We start from the raw sequence: 22,514 nt of genomic DNA, 5'->3' as shown, positions 1-22,514 counted from the left end.
ATGGACGCTACGGCCACGACCTATCTCCCGTACGCGCTGCTCGCGATGGGCGCGTACGCCCTCGTCTCGCCGCTGATGCGCGTCGCCACGACCGGACCGAACGCGATCCCGAGCGACGTCGCCGTCGTCGTCTCGAACACGCTGCTCGTCGCCATGGCGATCGGCGTGATCGCGTACACCGGACAGGGGTTCACGGCCCACCTCGGGTCGCCGAAGCTGGCGCACGTCCTCGCGGCGGGCGTGTTCCTCGGCATCGGTATCCTCGCCCTCTACCGCTCGCTCTCGCTGGGGCCCGTGAGCGTCGTGACGCCCATCTTCGCGATGTTCCTCGTCTTCTCGTCGGTGATCGGCTTCCTCTTCCTCGGCGAGTCGTTCACGGCCCGGAAGGGGCTCGGGATCGCCTTCGCCGCCGCGGCCGTCTACCTGGTCTCGGGCGCCTGACCGCGGACCGCTGCGGGCCCGAGACCGCCGCCGATCCGGAACCGCCTGCCGCGTGACGAAACCCCTTTAGCCGCCAGCGGGAAACGGGTCCATCCGTCGTGTCTCGCCTCCCGAGTTCTCCCCGTGAGCTGATCTCCCGCCTTCCGAACCCGTTTCGGCTGCTCATCTTGTACATCGGCTTCGCGCTCGCCCGGGTCGGCCTGATCGACCGCCACCGCGTGGTCCGGACCACCGACCTCGCGTGGCCGCGGATCGTCACGGGGATCGCGCGGATGTCGAAGAACGCGGTCGACGTCGCGATGGTCGGCGTCGCGGTCGGCACCAGCGCCGTCGCCGGCGTCGGCTTCGCCGGCCCCTACTGGGGGCTCGCGTTCGCGCTCGGCGGCGGGGTCGCCGGCGGCACCATCGCCCTCGTCTCCCAGCGGTTCAGCGCCGAGGCGTTCGCCGAGCTCGGCGACGCGGTCCGGTCGAGCGTCCTCCTCGTGATCGCGATCACGGTCCCCGTCAGCGGCGCCTTCTGGCTGTACGCGCCGGCGTTCATCGACGTCCTGAGCAGCAACGAGGCCGCGATCGCTCACGGCGCCGACTACCTCCGCGTGGTCGGGCTCGGCGTCCCGTTCGCCGCGCTCAACCTCGTCGGGAGCCGCGTGCTCGTCGGCTGCGACGACGCCTACACCGCGATGCAGGTCCGGGCGGGCGGCGCGGTCGCCAACATCGTCCTCAGCGCGCTGTTCATCTTCGGCCTCGGCTGGGGCGTCGAGGGCGCCGCGGTCGGCACCGTCCTCTCGAACGTGCTCGCCGTCGCCGGCTTCACCGTCGGCCTCGTCCGCGGGAGCGCCCCGCTGATCGGCGAGTTCCCGGTCGCCATCGACGCGACCGGCTCGTACGTCAACCCCGGCATGCTCCGCGACCTCGTCGAGATAGGCGTCCCGGTCGGCGCGCGCAACCTCGTGTGGACCGCAGCCGAGTTCCCCATGCTCGCCATCCTCGACGTGTTCGGCGAGAACACCGTCGCGGCGTTCGTCATCGCCCGCCGCATCTGGGGGATCATGAACACGCCCGGCTGGGGATTCGGCCTCGCCTCCTCCAGCCTGGTCGGGCAGGAGCTCGGCGTCGAGCGCCCCGACGAGGCGGAGGCGTACGCCCGCGACATCATCCGCTTCTCGGTGGCGACGTACGCCGTCTCCGCGGTGCTGATCGCGACCTTCGCGACCGACATCGTCTCGCTGTTCGCCGAGTCGCCCACCAGCCCGGAGATCCCGATCGCCGTCGACCTCGTGTACGCGGCCTGCGCGGCGGTGATTTTCCAGGGCGTCTCCGGCGGAGCGGCCGGCCCCCTCGACGCCGCAGGCGACACGAAGATCCCCTTCGCCAGCCAGTTCCTCGGGATGTTCTGCGTCTCGATCCCCCTCGCGTACGTCGGCGCGCACGACGCGACGCCGGCGGTAACGGTTCCCGAAGTCCTCACGATCCCGGCGGTAGAGCTCCCGCTCGTCGGCTTCGTGACCCCGCTGATAGAAATTCCGTTCGTCGGGTTCACGCTCCCGGAGGTGGCCCTGCCCGCGATCGGCCTGTGGGGGCTTTACCTCGCGTTCATGGCCGAGACGACGATCCCCGCCGCGATCAACTACCTGCGGTTCCGCTCCGGGAAGTGGAAGGCGATCAGCGAGGCGTACCGGCCCGAAGCGGCCGCGGACGACTGAGGCGGGCGGCGAGCAGATCGCCGCTCCTCGAGTCACGTGCGGGCGCCGTTCGAGCGAATTGATATTGTGAATCCTACACAATACTTAAGGAGTAAGAAGCTGGGAGATTCCGATCGAAGCTCGATCCGAGGCCAGTATTGGATGGTAGGCACAATAGTTATGCGGCCGCGTCACCGATAGTTTGGTATGGACAACTGTAAGAAAGCGCGCTTGTTCGGGTCGGCACTGGTGCTGTTGCAGGGAGTCGTGACGGCGCTGTTCCCACGGGCGAGCGTTCGCCTCACCAAGAAGATGATCGGGAAGAACTTCCACAACGCCGACGAACTCGACGCGAAGCCGGCGTACCTCCGGCAGCTGCGCGCGGTCGGCGTGGGCATGATCGCCGCGGGCGGGACCGGACTGCTCCTCGCGGACGCGGAGGGGGCGGAGACCTCTGAACGCGCCGGCACGGAGGACGCCGCCGACGAGTGAACGTACTTCGGGAGAGAGCGTCCGGGAGCGCCGCCGGCGAACGGTCTCGGGCCGGGTTCCGCGGACCACGGCCGGCGGGGTTCCCGGTGTGACCGACGGGGCGGCCGCGACGGGTCGCTCCGTGCGGCGTTCGACGCCGCCGGCCGTCCGGCGGTCCGAACACGGGGACGGTACCCGGGGGCGCCCCATACGCTTTTGGTCGCGCCCTCAGAGGGGACGCTCGTGAACGACGAGCTATTCGAGCGGGTCCTGATACCGATCGCGGGCCCGGACGACGCCGAGGCCACGGCGCGGGCGGTTCGGCCGCATCTCGACCCGGGGACGACGCTCATCGTGACGCACGTGACCCCGGGTGAGGGCGACGAGACGACGATCAAGACCGGACGAGACGAGTTCGCGGGGGCCACCTACGATACGTTCTTCGACATTCTCTACCGTGACGATCTCAGCTTCGAGTGGGTGACGCTCGAGGCGCGAGAGGTCGCCGCGGCGCTCGTCGACGCGATCGGCATGACCGACGCGACGCTCGTCGCCTTCACTCCGAGGGACATCGACGATTGGAAACGGACGATCACCGGTGACCCCGGCGGTCACCTCATCAGAGCGGCGGACGTCCCCGTGATGGTGTTCCCGGACCGACGCGCGTGACGCGCGACCGGCGCGGCTCTCGAACGGCCCCCCGCCGCCCCTTCGAACGCAGGCCCGCGGCCGCTACGAGTCGCCCGCGGAAGAGTCCGCGAGCGCCGCGAAGTTGGCGAGCGTTCGGGTGGCGGTGACGTCCTCGAAGGTGCGGTCGGTCGCCTCCCAGCCGTCGTACTCGTCGACGATCCGAGGGGTGAACTCGGGGTGGTACTGGACCGACCAGACCGGCCGGTCGCGGTGGCGGGTGGCAAAGTACTCGTAGTAGTCCGCGCGGCCGATGACGTCCATCCCGTCGCCGAGCTCCGTCACCACGTCGGAGTGGAGCACCGGCACGGTCGGTTCGACGCCGTCGAACAGCGGTTCGTCGGCGTCGAGGTCGGCGTCGCAGAGTCGGAGCCGAGAGGTCCCGCTGTCGACGACCTCGCCGCCGAGCGCGGCGTTCAGGATCTGGTGGCCGAAACAGATGCCGAGCGTCGGGACCCCCTCCTCGACGAGTCGGCGCGCGAACCGCTTCTGAGCAGTGATCCACGGCTGGTCGGGCTCGTCGTAGACGCCGACCTCGCTCCCGCCGATGACGACGCCGTCCACGCCGTCGAGGCTCGGGTCGCCGTCCTCGTGCGGGTACTCGTACACGCGGGCGTCGGGCAGGAAGTGAGCGATCTCGTCGGCCATGTAGCCCCCGTCGACCGCGTTATTGAGTACCAGTATCATCTGCGATCAATTTATGAAGAACTGATCTCTCAGTAGTGACATGGGTTTCGATGCCGAAGCGGTACGTGCGGACTTCCCCGTCCTCGACCGCCGCGTGAACGGTCATCCGCTCACCTACCTCGACAACGCCGCGACCACGCACACCCCCCGCCAGGTGTACGAGGTCTTCGAGGAGTTCTACGCGGGGTACAACGCGAACGTCCACCGCGGGATCCACGAGCTGAGCCACGAGGCCTCGGTCGCCTACGAACGGGCGCACGACCGCGTCGCCGACTTCCTCGGCGCCGACGGCCGCGAGGAGATCGTCTTCACCAAGAACACCACCGAGAGCATCAACCTCGTCGCGTACGGCCTCGGCCGGCACCTCGACGAGGGCGACGAGATCATCGCGACGGAGATGGACCACCACGCCTCGCTCGTCACCTGGCAGCAGATCGCCAAGCGCACGGGCGCGACCGTCCGCCACGTCCCGGTCACGGCCGACGGCCACCTCGACGCGGACGCCGCCCGCGACATCGTCACCGACGACACGGCGGTCGTCTGCGTCCCCCACGTCTCGAACGTGCTCGGGACGGTCAACCCCGTCGCGGACCTCGCCGCCCTCGCGCACGACCACGGCGCGTACGCGGTCGTCGACGGCGCCCAGTCCGCGCCGACGCGCCCCGTCGACGTGGGCGCGATGGACGCGGACTTCTTCGCGTTCAGCGGACACAAGCTCGCCGGCCCGACGGGGATCGGGGGGCTGTACGGGAAGCGGGAGCTGCTGGAGGACCTCGACCCGTTCCTCTTCGGCGGGGAGATGATCCGGAACGTGACGCTCACCGACTCCACGTGGAACGGGCTGCCCTGGAAGTTCGAGGCCGGAACGCCCCCGATCGCGGAGGGCATCGCGCTCGGCGCGGCCGTCGACTACCTCGCCGAGCTCGGCATGGACGCCGTCCGCGAGCACGAGAACGACCTCGCGCAGTACCTGCTCCGGGAGCTCGCGGACCGGGAGTTCGTCCGGGCGTACGGCCCCGGCGTCGGCGAGGAGCGCACCGGCCTCGTCTCGTTCAACGTCGAGGGCGTCCACGGGCACGACCTCTCCAGCCTCCTCAACGACCGCGGGATCGCCATCCGCGCCGGCGACCACTGTACGCAGCCGCTCCACGACCGGCTCGACATCCCCGGCTCCGCCCGCGCGTCCTTCTACGTGTACAACACCCGCGCGGACGTGGACCGCCTCCTCGAGGTCGTCGACTCGGCCCGCGAGGACCTGGACGCGTACCTCGCCTCCGACCGCTACCACGACCGCATCAGCGAGCACTACCACCGCCCCCGCAACGCGGGCGCGCTCGCCGACCCGACGTTCGTGAAGCCCTCGGAGGAGACGACCTGCGGCGACGACGGCGAGTTCCACGTGACGGTCGCCGACGGGCGCATCGAGGAGATCGCCTTCGAGAGCCGGAGCTGTGCGGTCAGCCGGGCCGTCGCCAGCCTCCTCTCGGAGGACCTGGAGGGCATGGCGGTCGAGGCCGTCGCCGAACTCGACGGGCACGTCGCCCGCGCGCTCGACGGGCAGTACCCCGACCTCCGCCGCGAGTGCGTCGAGGGCCCCGAGGAGGTCATCCGCGAGGCGGCCCGCGAGTACGTCGAGCAACACGGGGCGTAAGCGGTCTTCACCGCGCGTGAGCGGTCACCGCGGCGCTCGGCGTCCACCTCGGGACGGGACGAGCGCGCGGCTCCGCGACGAGCGCGCGGCTCCGCGACGAGCGCGGCGCTCGGACGACCGGGGCGAACGGCCTCCTCGGCGGTGGCTCACTTCTCCTCGGCGTGTCGCACCTCGACCGCGACCCCGCGCGTCGACCCCGCCATCTCCGGGCCGGACATCGCCGCGCGGCCGACGGCGAACGCCTTCGGTCCCTCCACCACGACCTCGTCGCCCACCCGTACGTCGCCGTCGGCGTCGACGACGCCCGGCGCGAGGACGGAGCCGCGCGGGACGAAGGAGTCGATCTCGACGCGCTTCGTCGGCGCGTCGCTCGCGACCCAGCGCCGCGCGCCGGCGAGGGTGAACGACAGGGTGCCGTACTGGGGCACCATCGTCGCCAGCTGCTCGCCGGGCTCGCCCTCGCGGCCGGCGTCGGGGTCGTCGCCCCACACCTGGAGCTTCGGGTAGCGCCCGGTGGTGCGCACGTCGGCCTCGCCCGGCCCGCCGAACAGGTCGTCGCCCGCGCCGTCGCCGAGGAGGAAGTCGGCGATGCCGCGGACGGTGTTGTGCTCGCGCTCCCGCTTGCTGTAGGCGGGCTCGCCCCGGAGGGCGGCGTTCAGCTCCCCGAGTGACTCGTCGGTCGTCGGGTGGTCGACGCAGGTGTACTCGAACGGCACGTCGACCGCGGGGTCGCGCTCGACGCGCTCGCAGATCTCGCGGTAGCCGTCCGCGGGGACGTGCGCGACGACGCGGGAGTAGTCGTTGCGTTCGAGGTACCGCCGGAGGACCTCGGCGACGAACTCGATCTCGTCTTCGCTCCAGTCGCCGGTGACGACCGAGTCGTAGTGTTGCGCGGGGTAAGTCGTCTCCAGCTCTTGCGGGACCACGCCGATGGGCGAGGTCATCGAGACGGTGTGGCCGCGCCACTGGATCGCGTCGTGGAACTGGCGGTGGCTCTGGGAGTCGCTGTACGGCTTCGTCGCCGAGCAGGGGACCAAGACGAGCGGCTGGTCGGTGAAGCGGTTGCGGTAGCGGCTCGTGACGCGGTCCGCGAATCTGCGGATCTCGACGCGGTCGAGCGTCTCCGCCGACGCCGCAGTCACCTCGGCGTCGCGCATGAGGGGCGTGCGTTCCTCCAGGTACCCCCACTGGTCGTCGAACTCGCGGAACGCGGCCGTGAGCCACCCCTCGTGGCGGGCCTGCCCCTCGACGTAGTCGCGGAGGCGGCCGCTACGGATCCGCTCGCGGACGCGACGGAGTTCCGCGCGGAGCGCGTTGACGTTGTGGTCGGCGCAGTCGGCGCGCGTGAACTCGCTCCGCGGTCCGGCGCAGGCCGGACAGGCGCACGGCAGTTCGTCGAGGTCCTCGAGGAAGTGCTCCGCGTCGGCGGTGAGGTACATCCCCTGGGTGCCCTTCGTCCGGGCGAGCGTCGCGTCGACGAGGTCGACGCCGGCGTACGCGAGCAGCGCGACGTTCCGCGGCGTGGCGACGCCGGCGAGGCCGAGCGCGGCGTCCGGCGGCAGGTCCGCCTTCGCCTGGACGACCGCGTCGCGGAACGCCTCGCCGTGGCCGACGAACCCCTGGGCGTCCGAGAGGAGGTACGCGTCGGCGCCGAGGTCGCGGGCGCTCCGGCTGTCAACGACCGCGGCAGAGGGGAAGTCTGCGTCTGGGTGGTCGACCGCGAACGACTCGCGGACCTCGTCGCGCGTCCCGGCCGGGAACGACCGGTGGGGCAGCACCGTGAGCGCGGACTCGTCGCCGTCGGGCACCTCGCGGTCGCCGGCCCAGAGGCTCCCGGCGTCGTCGAGGAACGGGTCCGCGAGCGCCGGCGTCGTGACGGGGTCGGCGAGGCGGACCGCCCCGAGGCGGGCGGCGCCGTCGCGCTCGTGGACCTCGAAGTACTCGGTCATACCACCACTCGCGCGGGGACGGTCAATTCTCTTGTGTTCCGCGGGCGCCGCGGCCCCCACGGGCCCTCCGCCTCGGAGCCCCGCCGCAACTGTTAGGCGGTCCGGGACCGAGCGATCGGTATGGATCCGACCGGCCCGTGGGACCGCGACCGCGTCGACGAGTACCTCGCCGCCGCGCGCGTCCCGGTCCGGCTCGGCTGCCGCACGCCGAGCGACCGCCCGTGGATCGTCTCGCTGTGGTTCGCGTGGGACCCGGACGCGGGGGCCGATCCCGACGGAGACGGCGGCTCCGGACCCCCCGCCGGCGCGATCCGCTGCGCGACGAGCGCGAGCGCCGACCTCGTCGAGTTCGTCGAGCACGACGACCACGTCTCCTTCGACGTGTCGACGAACGACCCGCCGTACAAGGGGGTCCGCGGCCGCGGTCGGGCGACGGTCGTCCCGGACGAGGACAAGCGGCTGCTGCGGTCGCTCCTGACGAGGTACCTCGGCGGGACCGACAACCCGACCGCCGAGCGGCTCCTGCGGCCCGAGCGCGACGAGGTCGAGATCCGGATCGAGCCCGAGCGGCTCCACGCCTGGGACTACTCGGAGCGCATGGAGACCGGGGGGGAGTGAGGCGACCGCGAGCGGTCGGCGGCGCGGCCCGCGTCGCTCTCCGCGAGGCGATCGTTTAAGCGGTCGCCGGGCCACCCGACGGTATGAGCGCTCTCGACAGCGACGAGTACCGCGCGTTCCGCCGCGACCTCCACCGCCACCCGGAGCCAGCGTGGCGCGAGTTCTACACCACCGCCCGCATCGTCGAGGCACTCCGCGAGCGGGACCTGACGGCGCTCCACGTCGGCCCCGACGCGCTGGCGGGCGAGGAGCGCCTGAACGTCCCGGACGACGAGACGCTGGCCGAGTGGGAGGACCAGGCCCGCGAGGCGGGCGCCGACCCGGAGATTCTCGACGAGCTCTCGGGCGGTTACACCGGCTGCGTCGCGGTCGCCGAGCGCGGCGACGGCCCCGTGGTCGGCCTCCGCGTCGACATCGACGGGCTCCCGATCACGGAGTCGGAGGCCGGCGACCACGTCCCGGCCGGCGAGGGGTTCCGCTCCGAGCACGAGGGGTTCATGCACGCCTGCGGCCACGACGCCCACGCGACGATGGGGCTCGGCGCGCTCGACGCGGTCCTCGACTCCGACTTCTCTGGCACGCTGAAGGTGTTCTTCCAGCCGGGCGAAGAGCAGGTCGCCGGCGGCAAGCCGATGGCCGAGTCGGGCCACCTCGACGACGTGGACTACCTCTACGCGGTCCACGTCGGCCTCGATCACCCCTCCGGCGAGGTCGTCTGCGGCGTCGAGGGGTTCCTCGCGGTGCGGCACTTCCTCGCGGAGTTCTCCGGCGAGCCGGCCCACGCCGGCGCGCGCCCCGAGCAGGGCCGGAACACGGTCCAGGCGATGGCGGCCGCGGTCCAGAACCTCTACGCCATCCCGCGGCACGCCGACGGCCCCACGCGTGTGAACGCGGGGCTCGTCGGGGGCGGCACCGCGACGAACATCATCCCCGAGGAGTCGCACATCGAGGGCGAGCTTCGGGGGCAGACGACGGAGCTCGCGGAGTACATGTCCGACCACGCGGACCGGATCCTCGGCTCGGCCGCGGAGATGCACGACTGCGAGGTCGCGGTGTCCACGCTCGGCGAGGCGCCGAGCGCGACGAGCGACGACGCGCTCGCCGGCCTCGTCCGCGAGTCCGCGGGCGACGTCGCGGGCGTCACGAGCATCGTCGACAGCGACGACCTCGGCGGCTCCGAGGACGCCACCTACCTCATGAACCGCGTCCAGGAGCAGGGCGGGCTCGCCTGCTACCTCGGCGTCGGCACCGATCACCCCGGCGGCCACCACACGAGCGACTTCGACGTGGTCGAGGACGACATCGGGATCGGTATCGACGTCATCGCCGGCGCGGTCCGGCGGGTCGCCGAGACGCGACCGTAACGAGCCGAAGTCGGCGGAAGGCGACGGCGATCAGAACGTGAGGTGCGAACTCGACGCCGGCCCGTCGGCGTCGCCGTCGTCGTCCGGCAACCCCTCGTAGAGGTACGTGAGGTCGTCGTCGGTGAGGAACACCGCGCCGTCGCGGACCTCGATATCGATCGACCGGAGCGTCGTCCCGGCGGCCTCGCCGGTGTCGCAGGAGCCCTCGCAGGCGTCGAACGCCGAGCCGTGCTTCGGGCAGACGACCGATCCGCCGCGCGTCACGGCGCCCACCCCCTCGCGGTGGAGCCGCTGGGCCTCGTGGGTACAGCGGTTGATCCACGCGCGGACGGGCTGTCCGCCGCCGGAGTCCACCTCGTCTCCCCAGCCGTCCGACTCGTCGGCACAGGGCACGAGGACCACCTCGCGGTCCGCGTCGCCCTCGCGGGCCGTGAACGCCCACGACCCCTCCTCCAAGACCGTCTCGACGGCCGTGAGTCGGTAGCCGCTCACGCCTCAGTACTTCGCGTCGGCGCCGGTCGTCTCGTACACGCGGTCCATGATGGCGTCGCGCTCGCGGGTCCAGTTCGCCATCGCGGCCGGGCTCGTCGGGTACTCGTCGTAGTGGCCGATCAGCTCGTCGGCCAGCGACTTCGTCTGGTAGAAGTTCCGGATCGTCCCCCAGTAGCCGAACGACTTGATCGCGGCCTTCACCTTCAGCCCGAATGACATCGAGGTCGACCCCTCGTACAACGCCTCCGCGAGCTTCTCGCCGGGCAGCGACGCGAGGAGGCCCATCAGGTCGTCCACGTCGACCGCGGTCGAGAGGACGTTGTACACGTCGAGGCCGGCGTAGCGCCCGCCGAAGTGGTCCATCACGCGGGTGTTGTACCGCCAGAGGTTCTCCTCGCTCACGTCGCCGTCGGAGACCGCCTTCACCGCCTGCTCGCCGGCGTACTTGCCCGCGTACGCCGCGCCGGCGATGCCGCCGCCGGTCGTTGGGTTCACGTGGCCCGCGGCGTCGCCGACCGCCATGTAGCCGGGCGCGACCGCCGAGTCGTACGGCCGGCGGGTCGGGAGCGCGGCGCCGAGCTTGTCGCGCACCTCCGCGCCCTCGAACTCGGGGCGATCCCGGAGGTCCCGCTTCAGCGACTCGACGAGCTGCATCGGCTCCTCGGTCATCTGGAAGCCGAGCCCGGCGTTGATCTCCGTCGCCGTCCGCGGGAAGTACCAGAGGTAGCCCGCCGCGCGGTCGGTCGCCTTGAACACGAGGGCGTCGTCCCACTCGACCGGCTCCGGCACGTCGACGATCTCGCGGTACGCCGAGCAGAACTGCGAGTACCGGACGTTCGTGTCGAAGGTCGTCCCCTCGAAGTCGGCCTTGTCCTGGAGCAGCGAGAGCGACCCGGCGCCGTCGATCACGACGTCCGCCGTGTACGTCTTCGGCTCCCCCTTCCGCACCGCGTGGATGCCCGTGACGCGGCCCGTCTCGTCCTGAAGGACGTCGTTGATGACGGTGTCGTAGTGGAAGTCGACGCCCGCGTCCTCGGCGCCGGCGATGATCTGACGGCCGTACTCCCAGCGGTCGATGACGGCGAGCTCGCCGGGGACCGGGATCTCGAGGATCGTGTCCTCCTGCGGGATCTCGAAGCGCCCGTGGTCGACGCCGGTGTTCGTGAACGCGGGTTCGAGCCGCGCTTTCGGGATCGCCTCGGGGAAGGCGTCCGCGCCCTTCAGGGCGTCGCCGCAGGCGATGTGGCCGGCCTCCTCAGCGTCCTTCCGCTCGACGATGACGACGTCGAGCCCCTCGTTCGCGATCGTCGCGGCGGCGTAGCAGCCGGCGGTCCCGGCGCCCGCCACGACGACGTCGTACTCGTCGATACCCATTACCGGACCGTGTCGTGCGCCCGGCAAAACTCTTTGCTCCCGTTTCGGTCGCGTCGGAGGCGACGGATTTCGCGGGGGGCCGCGTCGCGATGCGGACGGCGCGGAGCCTAACTGTTCAGGCTCACCGTTTAACGGGCCGCAGACCGAGGTTCGTGATATGGGTCACCTCGATCAGGTCGACGCCGACCGCCTCCGCGCGTGGCTCTCGGAAGTCCGGTCGTCGGAGGCGACCGCGGCGCTGATGGTCGCCGTCGCGTACGACCGGGGGATAGGCACGGCGGAGCTGGCATCGTGGTACGGCCGCTCGGAGGAGTGGGTCGCGGAGACGGTCGAAGCCCTCGACTCGCCGGGCTTCGTCTCGACCGTCGCCCGCCTCGAAGGGGTCGACCTCGAGGCGGTCGCCGACGAGTCGAACCTCGCGCCCGCGACCGTCCGCGAGTGGTTCGACGCCCTCGACGAGAAGCCGGTCCCGGAGGCGGCCGACGTGGTCCGCCGGTACGCCGAGGGGTCGGTCGAGCCGGTCCGGAGCGGGACGCCCTCGACCGTCTACCACCTCGACAGGGCCGTCGTCGACGAGCGCGGGTGGTCGATCGACGACGACGACCTGTTCGCGAAGGCCGCCGAGGCCGACCTCGACCTCCCGGAGTACGGGCGCTTCCTCGTCGAGCCCGGCGAGTCGATCCTCGAGGCGGCGGAGCGCGGCGGCCGATCGTGGCCGTACGCCTGCCGCGGCGGCGCCTGTTCGAACTGCGCCGTGATCGTCGTCGAGGGCGACGTGGCGATGCCGGGGCAGTCGATCCTCTCGGACGAGCAGATCCGGGCGGCGAACGCCCGCCTCTCCTGCGTCGGCGTCCCGATCACCGACGAGGTCAAGGTCGTCACCGGCGTCGGCGACGCGGACGACTTCGCCGACCTGCGGCTGCCGTCGCCGGCCGACGAGGCGGGGGCGTCGGACTGACGCGGCGGAGCGGGGGCGTCCCGAGCGCCGCCGATTACTCCTCGGTCTCGTAGTGTTCGCCCGCCGCCTCCGGGAGCCGCGTCCGGCCGACCAAGGCGAGCACGAGGATGACGACCACGAACGGCGTGATCCGGATGAGCTGGCGGGGGACGCCGATCCCCTGGGTCTGGAGGACGGTCTGGAGCGCGTCCAGCCCGGCGAACAGCATCGTCGAGAAGAACGTCCCGACCGGGTTGTAGTTGCCGAACAGGTACGCGACGATGGCGATGAACCCCTTCCCGTTGACCATCGTCGGGCCGTTCCCGGTGAACTGGCCGAGGTCGAGCGACAGCGCCGCGCCGCCCATCCCGGCGAGCACCCCCGAGATCAGCACCGCGGCGTAGCGGACGCGCGTGACGCTCACGCCGGCGGTGTCGAGCGCCTTCGGGTTCTCCCCGCTGGCGCGGATCCACCGCCCGAACGCCGTCCGCTCGAACACGTACCAGGACCCGGCGACGGCGACGAACAGCATGTACACCGACGGCGACGCCGAGAACAGCGCGCCGAAGAACGGGATGTCGGCGAGGACCGGCACCGAGATCGACCCCGTCGTCGCGACGGTCGGGGAGTTCGGGCTCCCGTAGAACACCTGAGAGGCGAACGGAGCGAGCCCGAGAGCGATGAGCCACACCGCGAGCCCGGCGATGATCTGGTCGGCCCGGAAGCCGATCGTCACGACGGCGAACAGCGCCGCCAGCAGCGTGCTCGCGACGACGCCGCCCGCGTAGCCGACCCAGACCCCGCCGGTGATGTCGGCGACGTAGATGGCGCTGAACGCCGAGATGATCAACAGCCCCTCCAGTCCGATGTTGATCACGCCGGACTTCTCGGCGAAGATCCCGCCGAGGGCCGCGAACGCGATCGGGACCGAGAGGCGCAGCGCCGACGCGAGCGTGAACCGGCTCGTGAGCGCGTCCGCGAGCGTCCCGGCGATCGAGTCCGGGAAGGCCAGTCCGGCGAGCAGCAGCGCGACGATCCCGACGACCGTGACGGCGGCGACGAGCGCGCGTGTCGAGTACCGCTCCAGGATCGATCCCGAATCGGCGACCGGACCGCTCGTCGACCCGTCCGCGGGGGCGTCACTCATCGGTCTCACCCCCGTCGACCGGCACGCCGCCGTCGGTCGCGGCCGGCTCCGGCCCCCGGCCGATCCCCGGGAGCCCGCGGGCGAGCAGCCGGAAGAACTCCGGCATGGCCACGAACAGGATGATGAGTCCCCGGAGGACGCCGACCAGCTGCGGCGGCACGTCCGTCGCGAACTGGACGACCGTCGTCCCGCTCTTTAGCACGCCGAACAGCAGCGCGGCGATCCCGACGCCCAGGGGGTTGTTGCCCGCGAGGATCGAGACGGTGATCCCGTCGAAGCCGTACGAGGGGATCCCGGTCTGGAACGTGCCGAGCACCATCATCACGTACATCGCGCCGGCGATCCCGCCGAGCGCGCCCGAGAGCGTGAGGCTCGCGACGACGGTGCGCTCGGCGTCGACCCCGCCGTACTCGGCCGCCTCCGGTTGGACGCCGCTCGTCCGGACGTCGTACCCGAACGCCGTGTGTTCGAGGAGGTAGTACAGCGCGCCGAGCGCGAGGAGCCCGAACGCGAGCGCGACCAGCGAGAAGTCCTGTCTCGCGCCGAACAGCACCGCCGGGAACTGCGCGAACTCCGGGAGTGGAACCGTCTGGTTGGCGGCGCTCTCGGGGTCTTTGAACACGCCGCTGACCAGGTACAGCGCGACGCCGGTCGCGATGAAGTTGAGCATGATCGTCGTGATCACCTCGTTGGCGTCGGCGTACGCCTTCAGCAGGCCGGGGATCGCGCCGTAGAGCCCGCCGAACACCGCCCCGACCAGCAGGCCGAACGGGATCAACACGACCGTCCCGGCGACGCCCGACACGAGCGACGACGCCCAGAGGACGCCGAGCGCGGTCGCCAGCGCCCCGACGACGAGCTGCCCCTGCGTCCCGATGTTGAAGATCCCGGCGCGGAACGCTAGGGCAACCGAGAGGCCGGTGAAGATCAGGAGCGTCGTCTCGCGGAGCGTGACCGCGAACTGCCCGTTCGGCGACCACCCGCCGCTGAAGGGGTCGCCCAGCGCGCCGAGGAAGAGGCGGTCGAACACCGCTATCGGGTCGTAACAGAACCCGGTCCCGAAGTAGTACACCGCCTCGCCGGCGGTACACGTCGTCATGCGTCCGGCGACGAGCACGAGCACCGCGCCGATGAGCACGGAGAGCACGAGCGCCGCGGTGCTGATCAGGATCCGTTCGGTCCCGGACGCCGTGGCGAGCCGGGAGAGCACGTCGCGGGCGCGGTCGGCGACGCTCACGCCCGGTCACCTGCCGGATCGACCGCGTCGGCCGTCGCCCCGTCGTCCGCCGCGTCCGCCCCGTCGGGCGGCGACGAGGGGTCCGGGTCGCCGTCGGCGCGCTCGCCCGGTTGCTCCCCGGCCATCAGGAGCCCGAGCTCCTCTTCGGTCGTCTCGTCGGGGTCGACCACGTCGATGAACTCCCCCTCGTAGATGACCGCCAGCCGGTCGGAGAGCCCCTGGACCTCCTCCAGCTTCGAGGAGACGAGGAGGACCGCCACGCCCTGGCGGCGGAGCTCCAGCAGCCGCTCGTGGATGAACTCGATCGAGCCGATGTCGACGCCGCGCGTCGGGTGCGAGGCGACGACCAGCTCCGGGTCGCGCTCGAACTCTCGGCCGACGATGAACTTCTGTTGGTTGCCGCCCGAGAGCGACTCCGCGTCCGCGTCGGCGTCCGGCGGGCGGACGTCGTACTCGTCGATGATCGCCTCCGCGTGCTGGCGCGTCGTCGGCCAGTCGACGCGGCCGTTGGCGGCGAAGTCGGGGTCGTGCTGGCTCCCCAACAGCCCGTTCTCGACGAGGTCGAACTCCATCACCAGCCCGCGCTCCTGCCGGTCCTCGGGGACGTACGCCATTCCGGCGTCGATCCGGTCGCGCCGCGACACGGTCGTCACGTCCTCGCCCAGGAAGCGGACCTCGCCCGCGTCGACCGACTGGAGCCCGGTCACCGCTTCGACCAGCTCCGTCTGTCCGTTGCCGTCCACGCCCGCGATCCCGAACACCTCGCCGCCGCGAACGTCGAAGGAGACGCCGTCGACCGCTCGGACCCCGCGGTCGTCCTCGACGACGACGTCAGAGACAGACGCGACGACGTCCCCGGTCTCCGCGGCTCCGCGGTCGACGTCCATGAGCACCTCGCGGCCGACCATCAGCTCCGCCAGCTCCTCCTGGCTGGTCGCGTCCGCGGCGACGGTCCCGACCTTCCGGCCGTCTCGGAGGACCGATATCTCGTCGGCCGCGCGCATCGCCTCGCCGAGCTTGTGGGTGATGAAAATGATCGTCTTGCCCTGCGCCGTCAGCTCCGCTAACACCTCGAACAGCTCGTCGACCTCCTGCGGCGTCAACACGGCGGTAGGCTCGTCGAGTATGAGCGTCTCGGCGCCCCGGTACAGCGCTTTCAGGATCTCGACGCGCTGTTGCTCCCCGACCGAGACGTCCTCGATCCGCGCGTCCGGGTCCACGTCGAAGCCGTACCGGTCGGCGAGGTCGGCCACGGCCTCTCGGGCCGCCTCCCGGTCGACGGCGAGCCCGCCCCACTTCCGCGGCTCGCTCCCGAGCGTGATGTTCTCGGTGACGGTCATCGGGTCGACCAGCATGAAGTGCTGGTGGATCATCCCGACCCCGGCGTCGATCGCGTCCCGCGGCGAGTCGAACGCCTGCGGTTCGCCGTCGAGCCGAACCGTTCCCGACGTCGGCTCGTAGAGGCCGTAAAGGACGTTCATCAGCGTCGTCTTCCCGGCCCCGTTCTCACCGAGAAGGGCGTGGACGGTGCCGCGTTCGACCTCGAGGTCGACGTCGTCGTTCGCGACGACGCCGGGGAACCGCTTGGTTATCCCGTCGAGGTGGACGGCTGTGGCCATTGGTCTACTTCCCTCTGATTCGAGGGTGGCTGAATATGTTTGGATATGATTCGGTCCCCGCGGCGCGCCGATCGGTCGGAGCGCCGACAATATCCGGTGCGGCGGCGCGCGGGTGACCCCTGTCGATGGACGCCTACAGCTCGGAGGGAACGTCGATGTCGCCGGCGATGATGTTCTCGCGTGCGGTCGCGACCTCCTCGGTGACCTCGTCGGGGATTTCGGAGCCGAGCTGGTCGCCGTAGACGAGCGCGACGCCGTCGTTGCCGAGCCCGAGGGCGACGTTCGAGCCGCCGGGGAACTCCTCGTCGACGGTCGCCTCGATCGCGTTGTAGACCGCGGTGTCGACGCGCTTGACCATGCTGCCGAGGATGACGTCGGCGTAGTCCGGGCGCGTGACCGACTGGTCGCGGTCGACGCCGATCGCGAACTTCCCCTGCTCCTGGGCGGCCTGGAAGACGCCGGTACCGGTGTTACCCGCGGCGTGGTAGACGATGTCCGCGCCGCTGTTGTACATCGAGGTGGCCGCCTCGCGGCCCGCGGCCGGGTCGTTGAAGCTGCCCGTGTAGTTGACGCTGACGTCGACGTCGTCGTTGCCCGCCGAGACGCCCGCCTCGAAGCCGGCCTGGAACTTCTGGATCAGGTCCGACTCGACGCCGCCGACGAACCCGAGGTTCGTCGAGTCGCCCTGGGTGGAACCGGCGCCGGCCGAGAACGAGCGCGTCGTGAGTAGGCTCGCCATCAGCCCCGCGAGGTACGACCCCTCGTGCTCCCGGAAGGTGTAGCTCGCGACGTTGTCCGCGTCGACGACCGAGTCGACGATCATGAAGTCCTGGTCGGGGTACGACGACGCGGTGTCGGCGAGCGAGTCCGCCTGGAGGAACCCGATACAGCACACCAGGTCGTAGTCCGGGTCGCTGGAGTTCGCGAACTGCTGCTGGAAGGTGCTGAACTGCGCCACCTCGTCGGGCTGGGCCTCGCGGAAGGAGATTCCCAAGTCCTCCTCGGCCTCGATCGCGCCCTGCTGGGCCTGGTCGTTGAACGACCCGTCGCCGAGGCCGCCGGTCGCGTACACCATCCCGATGTTCGCCGCCGGACCGCTCCCGCCGTCGGAGCCGTCGGACCCATCGGATCCGTCCGAACCGTCAGACCCGTCCGAGCCGTCGGATCCGTCCGAACCGTCGGACCCGTCCGAGCCGTCCGAGCCGTCCGAACTTTCGTCGTCGCTCGGACCGCCGCTACATCCGGCGAGGCCGATCAGGCCCGCCGCGCTTGCCGCCTTGATGAACCGCCGCCGTTCGAAGTCGGATGCCATCTCACTACTGATCCCGTCGGAACGGGGCATAAATTCGTCGTTCCCCTGCCGCGGCTGTCACACGTTCGTGCGGACGTTCGAAGCGAACCCGGCGGAACCGACCCCGGTATCGACGGGTTCGATCCACGAACCCGAATCTCTCACGGTCGTAAACGGCCCGCCGTCACCGGGACTCGATCGGGAGCGCTCCCGGCCACGGGAGGGCTCAGGCCGCCGCGACCGCGTCCTCGACGACGCCCTCGACCTCGGCGACCAGCGCGTCGACCTCGTCGCTCTCGGCGTACACCCGGACGTACGGCTCCGTCCCGGAGGGGCGGACCAGCGTCCACGAGGCGTCGTCGAACTCCAGCCGGACCCCGTGGTCGGTGTCGACCGCGGCCTCGGGGAACGCCTCCGGCAGCGCCGTCTCTAAGCGGTCCATCACGTCGCCCTTCGCGTCGTCGGGACACGAGACGCTCACCTTCCGGTACGGGCGCTCCGTGATCGGCGCTCGGAGCGCGTCGAGCCCCTCGTCGGCGACGAGGCGGGCGATCACCGCCGCGGAGGTGACGCCGTCGATCCACCCGCCGAAGGCGACGTGGATGTGCTTCCACGGCTCGGCCGCGAAGACGACGCGCGTGTCGACGCCGACCTCTCCGGCGGCCCCCGCCTCGCCGACCGCGCCCGCCTCGCCGACCGCGCCGGCAGTGCTCGCCTCCTCCCGTACGGCTGCGATCCCCTCGTGGAGGGCGCCGAGGCGCACGCGCTCGACCCGGCCGCCGGCCTCGCGGACGCGCTCGTCGATGCGCCCCGAGGCGTTCGGCGTCGTCACGACGACGGGGTCCGCCGCGTCGCTCGCGCGGGTGTACCGCTCCGCGAGGAGCGCGAGGACCGTGTCCTCGTGGACGACCTCGCCGTCCGCGTCGACGATCACGATCCGGTCTGCGTCGCCGTCGTGACCGATCCCGAAGGCGAACCCTTCGGTCTTCCCCGATCCGCCGCCCTCGCCGGACTCGCCGGGCGTCGGTCTCCCCGGGTTCTCGAGGCCCTCGTTGGCGTCGGCGACGAAGGCCCGCAGGTTGGCCAGCGTCTCGGGGGTCGGCTTGCTCCCGCGGCCGGGGAAGTGCCCGTCGACGTTGCCGTTGAGCGTGACCACGTCGGCGCCCAGCTCGCGGAGGACGGCCGGCGTCGCGGGCGCGCTCATCCCGTTGCCGCAGTCGACCGCGACGCGGAGCCCGTCGAGGGGCGCGCCGAACCCCGCGGCGTACTCGCGCACGGCGTCGAGGTAGTCCCCGAGCGGGTCGGTCCGGACCGCCTCGGTCCAGTCGCCCCACGGGGCGACCGCCGCCTCGTCGGCGACCCGCGCCTCGACGGCGCGCTCCGCGTCGCGGTCGAACTCGACGCCGTCGCGGAACAGCTTGATCCCGTTGTCTGTCGGCGGGTTGTGCGACGCGGTGAGCATCACGCCGTAGCGGCCGCGCGAGGCGTACGCGAGCGCCGGCGTCGGGAGTCGCCCGGCGCGGCGCACGTCGACGCCGCCCGCCGACAGCCCGGCCTCCATCGCCGCGGCGAGCGCCGGGCCGGTAACTCGCCCGTCTCGGGCGAGCACGACCGTCGACTCGGGGGTCGACCCCGCGGACGACCCCTCGGCTCGGCTGCGTATCTCGGCGGCCACGGCTCGCCCGACGGCGAGCGCGAGCGCCGGCGTGACACGGTCCTCAACGCCGCCGCGTATGCCTGCGGTTCCGAACAGGTCCATGTCGACCCCGTCGGCGCCCGGGAGTTAGTAGGCGTCGGTTGCGGGCGCGAGGTCGGCCCGCCGGGGGTCGACCTGCCGCGAGTGGGCCGCCGGCGGACCGTTTAACACGCCGGCGGGCGCACCACCGACCGATGACCGACCGCGTTCGCGCGCACGTCTTCGTCTCTGGCAGGGTTCAGGGCGTCTACTACCGGGCGACCACCCGCGACACGGCCCGCGAGAAGGGCGTCGACGGCTGGGTTCGGAACTTGGAGGACGGCCGAGTCGAAGCCGTCTTCGAGGGGCCGGAGGGCGACGTCCGCGACATGGTCGCGTGGTGCGAGACGGGGAGCCGGGCCGCCGAGGTCAACGGCGTGGACGCCGAGTACGGCGAGCCGGAGGGGATCGAGGGATTCGAGGTCAGGTGGTGACGCGGCCCGCTCAGTCGTCGTCCGCGGCCGCCGCGGCGCCGGCGGCGTCGGCGTCGGACCGCTCGCGCACCCCGAGCTCCTCCAGCGCGCGCAACACGACGACGGCCTCGACCACGTCGCGCTCCTCGGTGTAGGGGTCGTCGACCGCGTCGAGGGTCGCCTCGGCCTCGCGCGACAGCCGGGCCTCCAGCTCGGTCTGGTCGGTCTCCGCCTTCGTCGCCGACAGCAGCGCCTCGTGGTCCTCGCGGAGGTCGAGCGAGACGTGCGCGGCGTTACACCGCGAGAGCGGGTGCGTACCCATCTCGATCGCGAGGTCGCTCACGAGGTCCCAGTCGTCGGCGCAGAAGCGGAGCGTCACCGTGCCGACCACGTCGCGCCAAGCTATCGGCTCCCCGTTCTCCATGAGGCGGAGCGCCCGCGGCGGTACCGCGATTCGGGTGTGGGTGTCGTCCCGGCCGCACAGGCAACAGGGGGTGCTCTTCAGTCCGGCGTACACGCAGATCCGTACGCGCCGCAGAAGGGTGTGCGTTTCGCCGTCCGGTGCGCTCGGACGCCTCGATTACTCGATCTCTCGACTACGCCTCGCACTCTGTGAGCCACTCGTGAGCCCACGAGTCGATCTCCTCGAAGACGGGCGCGAGCGACTCGCCTTTGTCGGTCAGGCTGTAGTACGTCGCCACGGGCGAGTCCTCCTCTATCCGCCGGTCGACGAAGCCGGTCTCCTGGAGGTCGTCGAGCACGCGCGAGAGGGTTCGGGCGTTCGCGTCGGTCTCGCGTTTCAGCTCGTTGAACCGGGACTCGCCGTTCAACAGCTCGTGGAGGACGACGAGCCGCCACTGCGATCCGATCTGCTCGATCGAGTCGATGACGGGGCACGGGGTCTCGGGCGCCGTCGCCTCCGTCGTCGCGTCGGGACTCGATTCCGTCGTCTCCGCCGCCTCAGCCGACTCCGCCGTCGAGAGATTCTCCGATGACATCGGTGTTACCTACTAACCCAATTGTCCGGGAATCGATAAATAGGTTACGTACGTATAGCAGGTTACACGATGTTAGCTGAATTCGCGACGATACCGCTTCAGTTCGACGCCCCGCTCTCGGGCGAACTCTTCCTGCTCGGCCGGATCCTGTTCGGCGCGACGCTCGCTTTCATGGGGCTCAACCACTTCATGGACCTCGAAACGATGGCCGGCTACGCCGATTTCAAGGGCCTCCCGGCGCCGACGTTCTCGGTCATCGCCTCCGGCGCCGTGCTCGTGCTCGGCGGCGTCGCCGTGGTCGCCGGCGCGTTCCCGGTCGTCGCGGCCGGCGCGCTCGCCTTCTTCCTCCTCGTCTCCGCCGTGACGATGCACGACTTCTGGTCGATGGACGACCCCGAGGAGAAGCAGAACGAGATGACGAGCTTCCTGAAGAACGTCTACGGCGCCGGCGCGGCGCTCGCGCTACTCGCCGTCGGCGGCACCGCGTGGCCGTACGCGGTCGGCGTCGGCCTGTTCTGAGCCGCGGGCGGACCCGACCCCGACGACGCGTCGACTCGCGACCACCGCGCACACGCTGTACGCTACTACTGCACACGCGCAGCGCGGTTGCCCCGGACGCCTTTTCGAAACGCCGCTCGGCGACCCCGTCGAGCCGTCGGGCCGGCCGACACCGCCGCCAGTACGACTAACTGTGCTCCCGCCGACTGTTCGCCCAGACATGACCGACGCGCCGCCGACGACCGGGCTCCACCACGTCACGAACATCTGCACCGACATCGAGGAGACAACCACGTTCTACGAGGACGTACTGGGCTGGCACACGGTGAAGCGGACCCAGAACTACGACGACCCCGGGACGCCGCACTACTACTACTCGCCGACGCCCGAAGGGGAACCGGGGACCAACGTCACCTACTTCGAGTACCCCGACTCGCAGGGGGCGCCCGGCCCGGGCGCCAGTCACCACTTCGCGTTCGGCGTCGAAGACGAGGAGGCGCTCCGCGAGTGGCAGGACCACCTCGAAACGCACGGCGTCGAGGTCTCAGAGGTGAAGGACCGCACCTACTTCAAGAGCATCTACTTCACCGACCCCGACGGGCTCGTCTTCGAGCTGGCGACGCGGGGGCCGGGATTCACCCGCGACGAGGACGAGCCCGGCAGCGAGGTCATCGACCCGTTCGAAGCGGGGTACGAGAACTGAGACCCCCGGTCGCCGCCCGGCTCACTCGCCCTCCACGAGCGCCGCGAACCGGTCGAGCGCGCGCCGACAGACGGGCACGTACGGCGCCGCGACGAGCGGGACCTCGATCACCGCCCGACACCGGTCCGGGTCCCCGGAGTACCGCTCGACGCGGTGACCCGTGGCGGGTATCCCGGCGACCTCCCAGTCCCACCGAAGGCGCGTCGCCGACGATACCCTGAACGGGACCCACGCGCCGGCGACTCGAACCCGGCCGGTCGTCCCGGTCTCGACGTACCGGTCCGAGCTCTCGACGCCGCCGACGGACGGGCTCCAGTCGGGCCAGCGCCGCGTGTCGCGGAGCGCCGTCGCCGTGGCCTCCGGCGGCGCGGCGACGTCGCGACCGACGGCGAGCGTCGCGCCCTCCCGGACCACCGACCCGCCGTCGCCGCGGTCGACGTTCCCGAGCGCGTCGCGATTTCCGAACACGTCGATTCCTCCGGGGTCCGTCTACCTCATCGCTGCGGCCGCCCGAAAAGAT

Annotated in this window: 23 protein-coding genes; 11 read left to right on the top strand and 12 right to left on the bottom strand. The window is 71.2% G+C overall.

Annotated features, from left to right (window positions below; translation table 11 throughout):
* From EXE50_RS02735 to EXE50_RS02720, 4 genes are all read left to right on the top strand, one after another.
* Positions 1 to 441, top strand: coding sequence for an EamA family transporter (locus EXE50_RS02735; protein WP_053771179.1), 441 nt, complete (start codon positions 1 to 3; stop codon positions 439 to 441).
* 98 nt (positions 442 to 539) lie between these two features.
* A complete protein-coding gene (locus tag EXE50_RS02730) occupies positions 540 to 2,144 on the top strand; it encodes an MATE family efflux transporter (protein WP_053771178.1) in 1,605 nt (534 codons plus the stop codon).
* Between the two features lie 186 nt (positions 2,145 to 2,330).
* The gene (locus tag EXE50_RS02725; RefSeq protein WP_053771177.1) at positions 2,331 to 2,615 is read left to right on the top strand and encodes a hypothetical protein; all 285 of its coding nucleotides are present in this window, start codon (positions 2,331 to 2,333) and stop codon (positions 2,613 to 2,615) included.
* 222 nt (positions 2,616 to 2,837) lie between these two features.
* The gene (locus EXE50_RS02720) at positions 2,838 to 3,263 is read left to right on the top strand and encodes a universal stress protein (RefSeq protein ID WP_137704304.1); all 426 of its coding nucleotides are present in this window, start codon (positions 2,838 to 2,840) and stop codon (positions 3,261 to 3,263) included.
* A gap of 63 nt (positions 3,264 to 3,326) precedes the next feature.
* Here EXE50_RS02720 and EXE50_RS02715 read toward each other — a convergent pair whose 3' ends face one another.
* Positions 3,327 to 3,968 (bottom strand): type 1 glutamine amidotransferase, encoded by a 642-nt coding sequence (locus EXE50_RS02715; RefSeq protein ID WP_137704303.1) that lies wholly within the window; start codon positions 3,966 to 3,968, stop codon positions 3,327 to 3,329.
* Positions 3,969 to 4,008: 40 nt separating this feature from the next.
* On the opposite strand from EXE50_RS02715, the gene EXE50_RS02710 reads away from it, so the two are divergent.
* Positions 4,009 to 5,619, top strand: coding sequence for a SufS family cysteine desulfurase (locus EXE50_RS02710; RefSeq protein WP_137704302.1), 1,611 nt, complete (start codon positions 4,009 to 4,011; stop codon positions 5,617 to 5,619).
* A 146-nt stretch (positions 5,620 to 5,765) separates the two neighbouring features.
* Here the strand turns inward: EXE50_RS02710 and arcS are convergent, their stop codons facing one another.
* Complete coding sequence (gene arcS, locus EXE50_RS02705; protein ID WP_137704301.1) at positions 5,766 to 7,568, bottom strand: archaeosine synthase subunit alpha; 1,803 nt, start codon at positions 7,566 to 7,568, stop codon at positions 5,766 to 5,768.
* Positions 7,569 to 7,688: 120 nt separating this feature from the next.
* Here arcS and EXE50_RS02700 point away from each other — a divergent pair, with 120 nt between their 5' ends.
* Entirely contained in the window at positions 7,689 to 8,186 is a 498-nt protein-coding gene (locus EXE50_RS02700) for a pyridoxamine 5'-phosphate oxidase family protein (RefSeq protein ID WP_137704300.1), read from the top strand.
* A gap of 83 nt (positions 8,187 to 8,269) precedes the next feature.
* Positions 8,270 to 9,550: an amidohydrolase gene (locus EXE50_RS02695; RefSeq protein WP_121599352.1), complete on the top strand. Its 1,281-nt coding sequence runs from the start codon at positions 8,270 to 8,272 to the stop codon at positions 9,548 to 9,550.
* Between the two features lie 30 nt (positions 9,551 to 9,580).
* On the opposite strand, the gene EXE50_RS02690 is transcribed toward EXE50_RS02695, so the two are convergent.
* Positions 9,581 to 10,042 carry a Rieske 2Fe-2S domain-containing protein gene (locus tag EXE50_RS02690; RefSeq protein ID WP_137704299.1) on the bottom strand — a complete coding sequence of 154 codons (462 nt, stop codon included), beginning with the start codon at positions 10,040 to 10,042 and terminating at the stop codon, positions 9,581 to 9,583.
* 3 nt (positions 10,043 to 10,045) lie between these two features.
* Positions 10,046 to 11,416 (bottom strand): geranylgeranyl reductase family protein, encoded by a 1,371-nt coding sequence (locus EXE50_RS02685; protein WP_137704298.1) that lies wholly within the window; start codon positions 11,414 to 11,416, stop codon positions 10,046 to 10,048.
* 157 nt (positions 11,417 to 11,573) lie between these two features.
* On the opposite strand from EXE50_RS02685, the gene fer reads away from it, so the two are divergent.
* A complete protein-coding gene (gene fer / locus EXE50_RS17920) occupies positions 11,574 to 12,374 on the top strand; it encodes a ferredoxin Fer (protein WP_053771168.1) in 801 nt (266 codons plus the stop codon).
* Positions 12,375 to 12,408: 34 nt separating this feature from the next.
* Here fer and EXE50_RS02675 read toward each other — a convergent pair whose 3' ends face one another.
* The 5 genes from EXE50_RS02675 to EXE50_RS02655 all read right to left on the bottom strand — a co-directional run bounded on the left by EXE50_RS02675 (position 12,409) and on the right by EXE50_RS02655 (position 19,406).
* Positions 12,409 to 13,500, bottom strand: coding sequence for an ABC transporter permease (locus EXE50_RS02675; RefSeq protein WP_121599349.1), 1,092 nt, complete (start codon positions 13,498 to 13,500; stop codon positions 12,409 to 12,411).
* Positions 13,493 to 14,737: an ABC transporter permease gene (locus EXE50_RS02670; protein ID WP_137704297.1), complete on the bottom strand. Its 1,245-nt coding sequence runs from the start codon at positions 14,735 to 14,737 to the stop codon at positions 13,493 to 13,495. Before EXE50_RS02670 ends, EXE50_RS02675 begins: the two co-directional genes overlap by 8 nt.
* Positions 14,734 to 16,356, bottom strand: a complete 1,623-nt coding sequence (locus EXE50_RS02665; RefSeq protein WP_137704296.1) for an ABC transporter ATP-binding protein — start codon at positions 16,354 to 16,356, stop codon at positions 14,734 to 14,736. The genes EXE50_RS02670 and EXE50_RS02665 overlap by 4 nt, the downstream gene beginning before the upstream one ends.
* A 133-nt stretch (positions 16,357 to 16,489) precedes the next feature.
* Positions 16,490 to 17,668: a BMP family protein gene (locus EXE50_RS02660; RefSeq protein ID WP_137704295.1), complete on the bottom strand. Its 1,179-nt coding sequence runs from the start codon at positions 17,666 to 17,668 to the stop codon at positions 16,490 to 16,492.
* Between the two features lie 205 nt (positions 17,669 to 17,873).
* Complete coding sequence (locus EXE50_RS02655) at positions 17,874 to 19,406, bottom strand: phosphomannomutase (protein ID WP_137704294.1); 1,533 nt, start codon at positions 19,404 to 19,406, stop codon at positions 17,874 to 17,876.
* Positions 19,407 to 19,537: 131 nt separating this feature from the next.
* On the opposite strand from EXE50_RS02655, the gene EXE50_RS02650 reads away from it, so the two are divergent.
* Entirely contained in the window at positions 19,538 to 19,816 is a 279-nt protein-coding gene (locus EXE50_RS02650; RefSeq protein WP_053771163.1) for an acylphosphatase, read from the top strand.
* 10 nt (positions 19,817 to 19,826) lie between these two features.
* Here EXE50_RS02650 and EXE50_RS02645 read toward each other — a convergent pair whose 3' ends face one another.
* Both EXE50_RS02645 and EXE50_RS02640 read right to left on the bottom strand, forming a co-directional pair.
* Positions 19,827 to 20,312 (bottom strand): hypothetical protein, encoded by a 486-nt coding sequence (locus EXE50_RS02645; RefSeq protein WP_137704293.1) that lies wholly within the window; start codon positions 20,310 to 20,312, stop codon positions 19,827 to 19,829.
* Positions 20,313 to 20,391: 79 nt separating this feature from the next.
* Positions 20,392 to 20,793, bottom strand: a complete 402-nt coding sequence (locus EXE50_RS02640) for a helix-turn-helix domain-containing protein (RefSeq protein ID WP_137704292.1) — start codon at positions 20,791 to 20,793, stop codon at positions 20,392 to 20,394.
* Between the two features lie 69 nt (positions 20,794 to 20,862).
* Between EXE50_RS02640 and EXE50_RS02635 the strand changes: the two genes are divergently transcribed.
* Together EXE50_RS02635 and EXE50_RS02630 are read left to right on the top strand one after the other, a co-directional pair.
* Entirely contained in the window at positions 20,863 to 21,312 is a 450-nt protein-coding gene (locus tag EXE50_RS02635) for a DoxX family protein (RefSeq protein ID WP_137704291.1), read from the top strand.
* Positions 21,313 to 21,511: 199 nt separating this feature from the next.
* Complete coding sequence (locus EXE50_RS02630) at positions 21,512 to 21,994, top strand: VOC family protein (RefSeq protein ID WP_137704290.1); 483 nt, start codon at positions 21,512 to 21,514, stop codon at positions 21,992 to 21,994.
* A gap of 21 nt (positions 21,995 to 22,015) precedes the next feature.
* Here the strand turns inward: EXE50_RS02630 and EXE50_RS02625 are convergent, their stop codons facing one another.
* On the bottom strand, positions 22,016 to 22,462 hold the full coding sequence (locus EXE50_RS02625) for an SRPBCC family protein (RefSeq protein ID WP_053771158.1): 447 nt from the start codon (positions 22,460 to 22,462) through the stop codon (positions 22,016 to 22,018).
* Positions 22,463 to 22,514: the final 52 nt, after the last annotated feature.

It is taken from the genome of Halorubrum sp. ARQ200, assembly GCF_005435115.1.
GTDB lineage: Archaea > Halobacteriota > Halobacteria > Halobacteriales > Haloferacaceae > Halorubrum > Halorubrum tropicale.
This window is presented reverse-complemented; position numbering and strand designations above follow the sequence as displayed.

Bases quoted from the DNA above. Each gene is read 5' to 3' on its own strand.
- EXE50_RS02735 (WP_053771179.1), top strand. From the start codon at position 1: ATGGACGCTACGGCCACGACCTATCTCCCGTACGCGCTGCTCGCGATG.
- EXE50_RS02725 (WP_053771177.1), top strand. From the start codon at position 2,331: ATGGACAACTGTAAGAAAGCGCGCTTGTTCGGGTCGGCACTGGTGCTG.
- EXE50_RS02715 (WP_137704303.1), bottom strand. From the start codon at position 3,968: ATGATACTGGTACTCAATAACGCGGTCGACGGGGGCTACATGGCCGAC.
- EXE50_RS02710 (WP_137704302.1), top strand. From the start codon at position 4,009: ATGGGTTTCGATGCCGAAGCGGTACGTGCGGACTTCCCCGTCCTCGAC.
- arcS (WP_137704301.1), bottom strand. From the start codon at position 7,568: ATGACCGAGTACTTCGAGGTCCACGAGCGCGACGGCGCCGCCCGCCTC.
- EXE50_RS02700 (WP_137704300.1), top strand. From the start codon at position 7,689: ATGGATCCGACCGGCCCGTGGGACCGCGACCGCGTCGACGAGTACCTC.
- EXE50_RS02695 (WP_121599352.1), top strand. From the start codon at position 8,270: ATGAGCGCTCTCGACAGCGACGAGTACCGCGCGTTCCGCCGCGACCTC.
- EXE50_RS02685 (WP_137704298.1), bottom strand. From the start codon at position 11,416: ATGGGTATCGACGAGTACGACGTCGTCGTGGCGGGCGCCGGGACCGCC.
- fer (WP_053771168.1), top strand. From the start codon at position 11,574: ATGGGTCACCTCGATCAGGTCGACGCCGACCGCCTCCGCGCGTGGCTC.
- EXE50_RS02675 (WP_121599349.1), bottom strand. From the start codon at position 13,500: ATGAGTGACGCCCCCGCGGACGGGTCGACGAGCGGTCCGGTCGCCGAT.
- EXE50_RS02665 (WP_137704296.1), bottom strand. From the start codon at position 16,356: ATGGCCACAGCCGTCCACCTCGACGGGATAACCAAGCGGTTCCCCGGC.
- EXE50_RS02660 (WP_137704295.1), bottom strand. From the start codon at position 17,668: ATGGCATCCGACTTCGAACGGCGGCGGTTCATCAAGGCGGCAAGCGCG.
- EXE50_RS02655 (WP_137704294.1), bottom strand. From the start codon at position 19,406: ATGGACCTGTTCGGAACCGCAGGCATACGCGGCGGCGTTGAGGACCGT.
- EXE50_RS02650 (WP_053771163.1), top strand. From the start codon at position 19,538: ATGACCGACCGCGTTCGCGCGCACGTCTTCGTCTCTGGCAGGGTTCAG.
- EXE50_RS02640 (WP_137704292.1), bottom strand. From the start codon at position 20,793: ATGTCATCGGAGAATCTCTCGACGGCGGAGTCGGCTGAGGCGGCGGAG.
- EXE50_RS02635 (WP_137704291.1), top strand. From the start codon at position 20,863: ATGTTAGCTGAATTCGCGACGATACCGCTTCAGTTCGACGCCCCGCTC.
- EXE50_RS02630 (WP_137704290.1), top strand. From the start codon at position 21,512: ATGACCGACGCGCCGCCGACGACCGGGCTCCACCACGTCACGAACATC.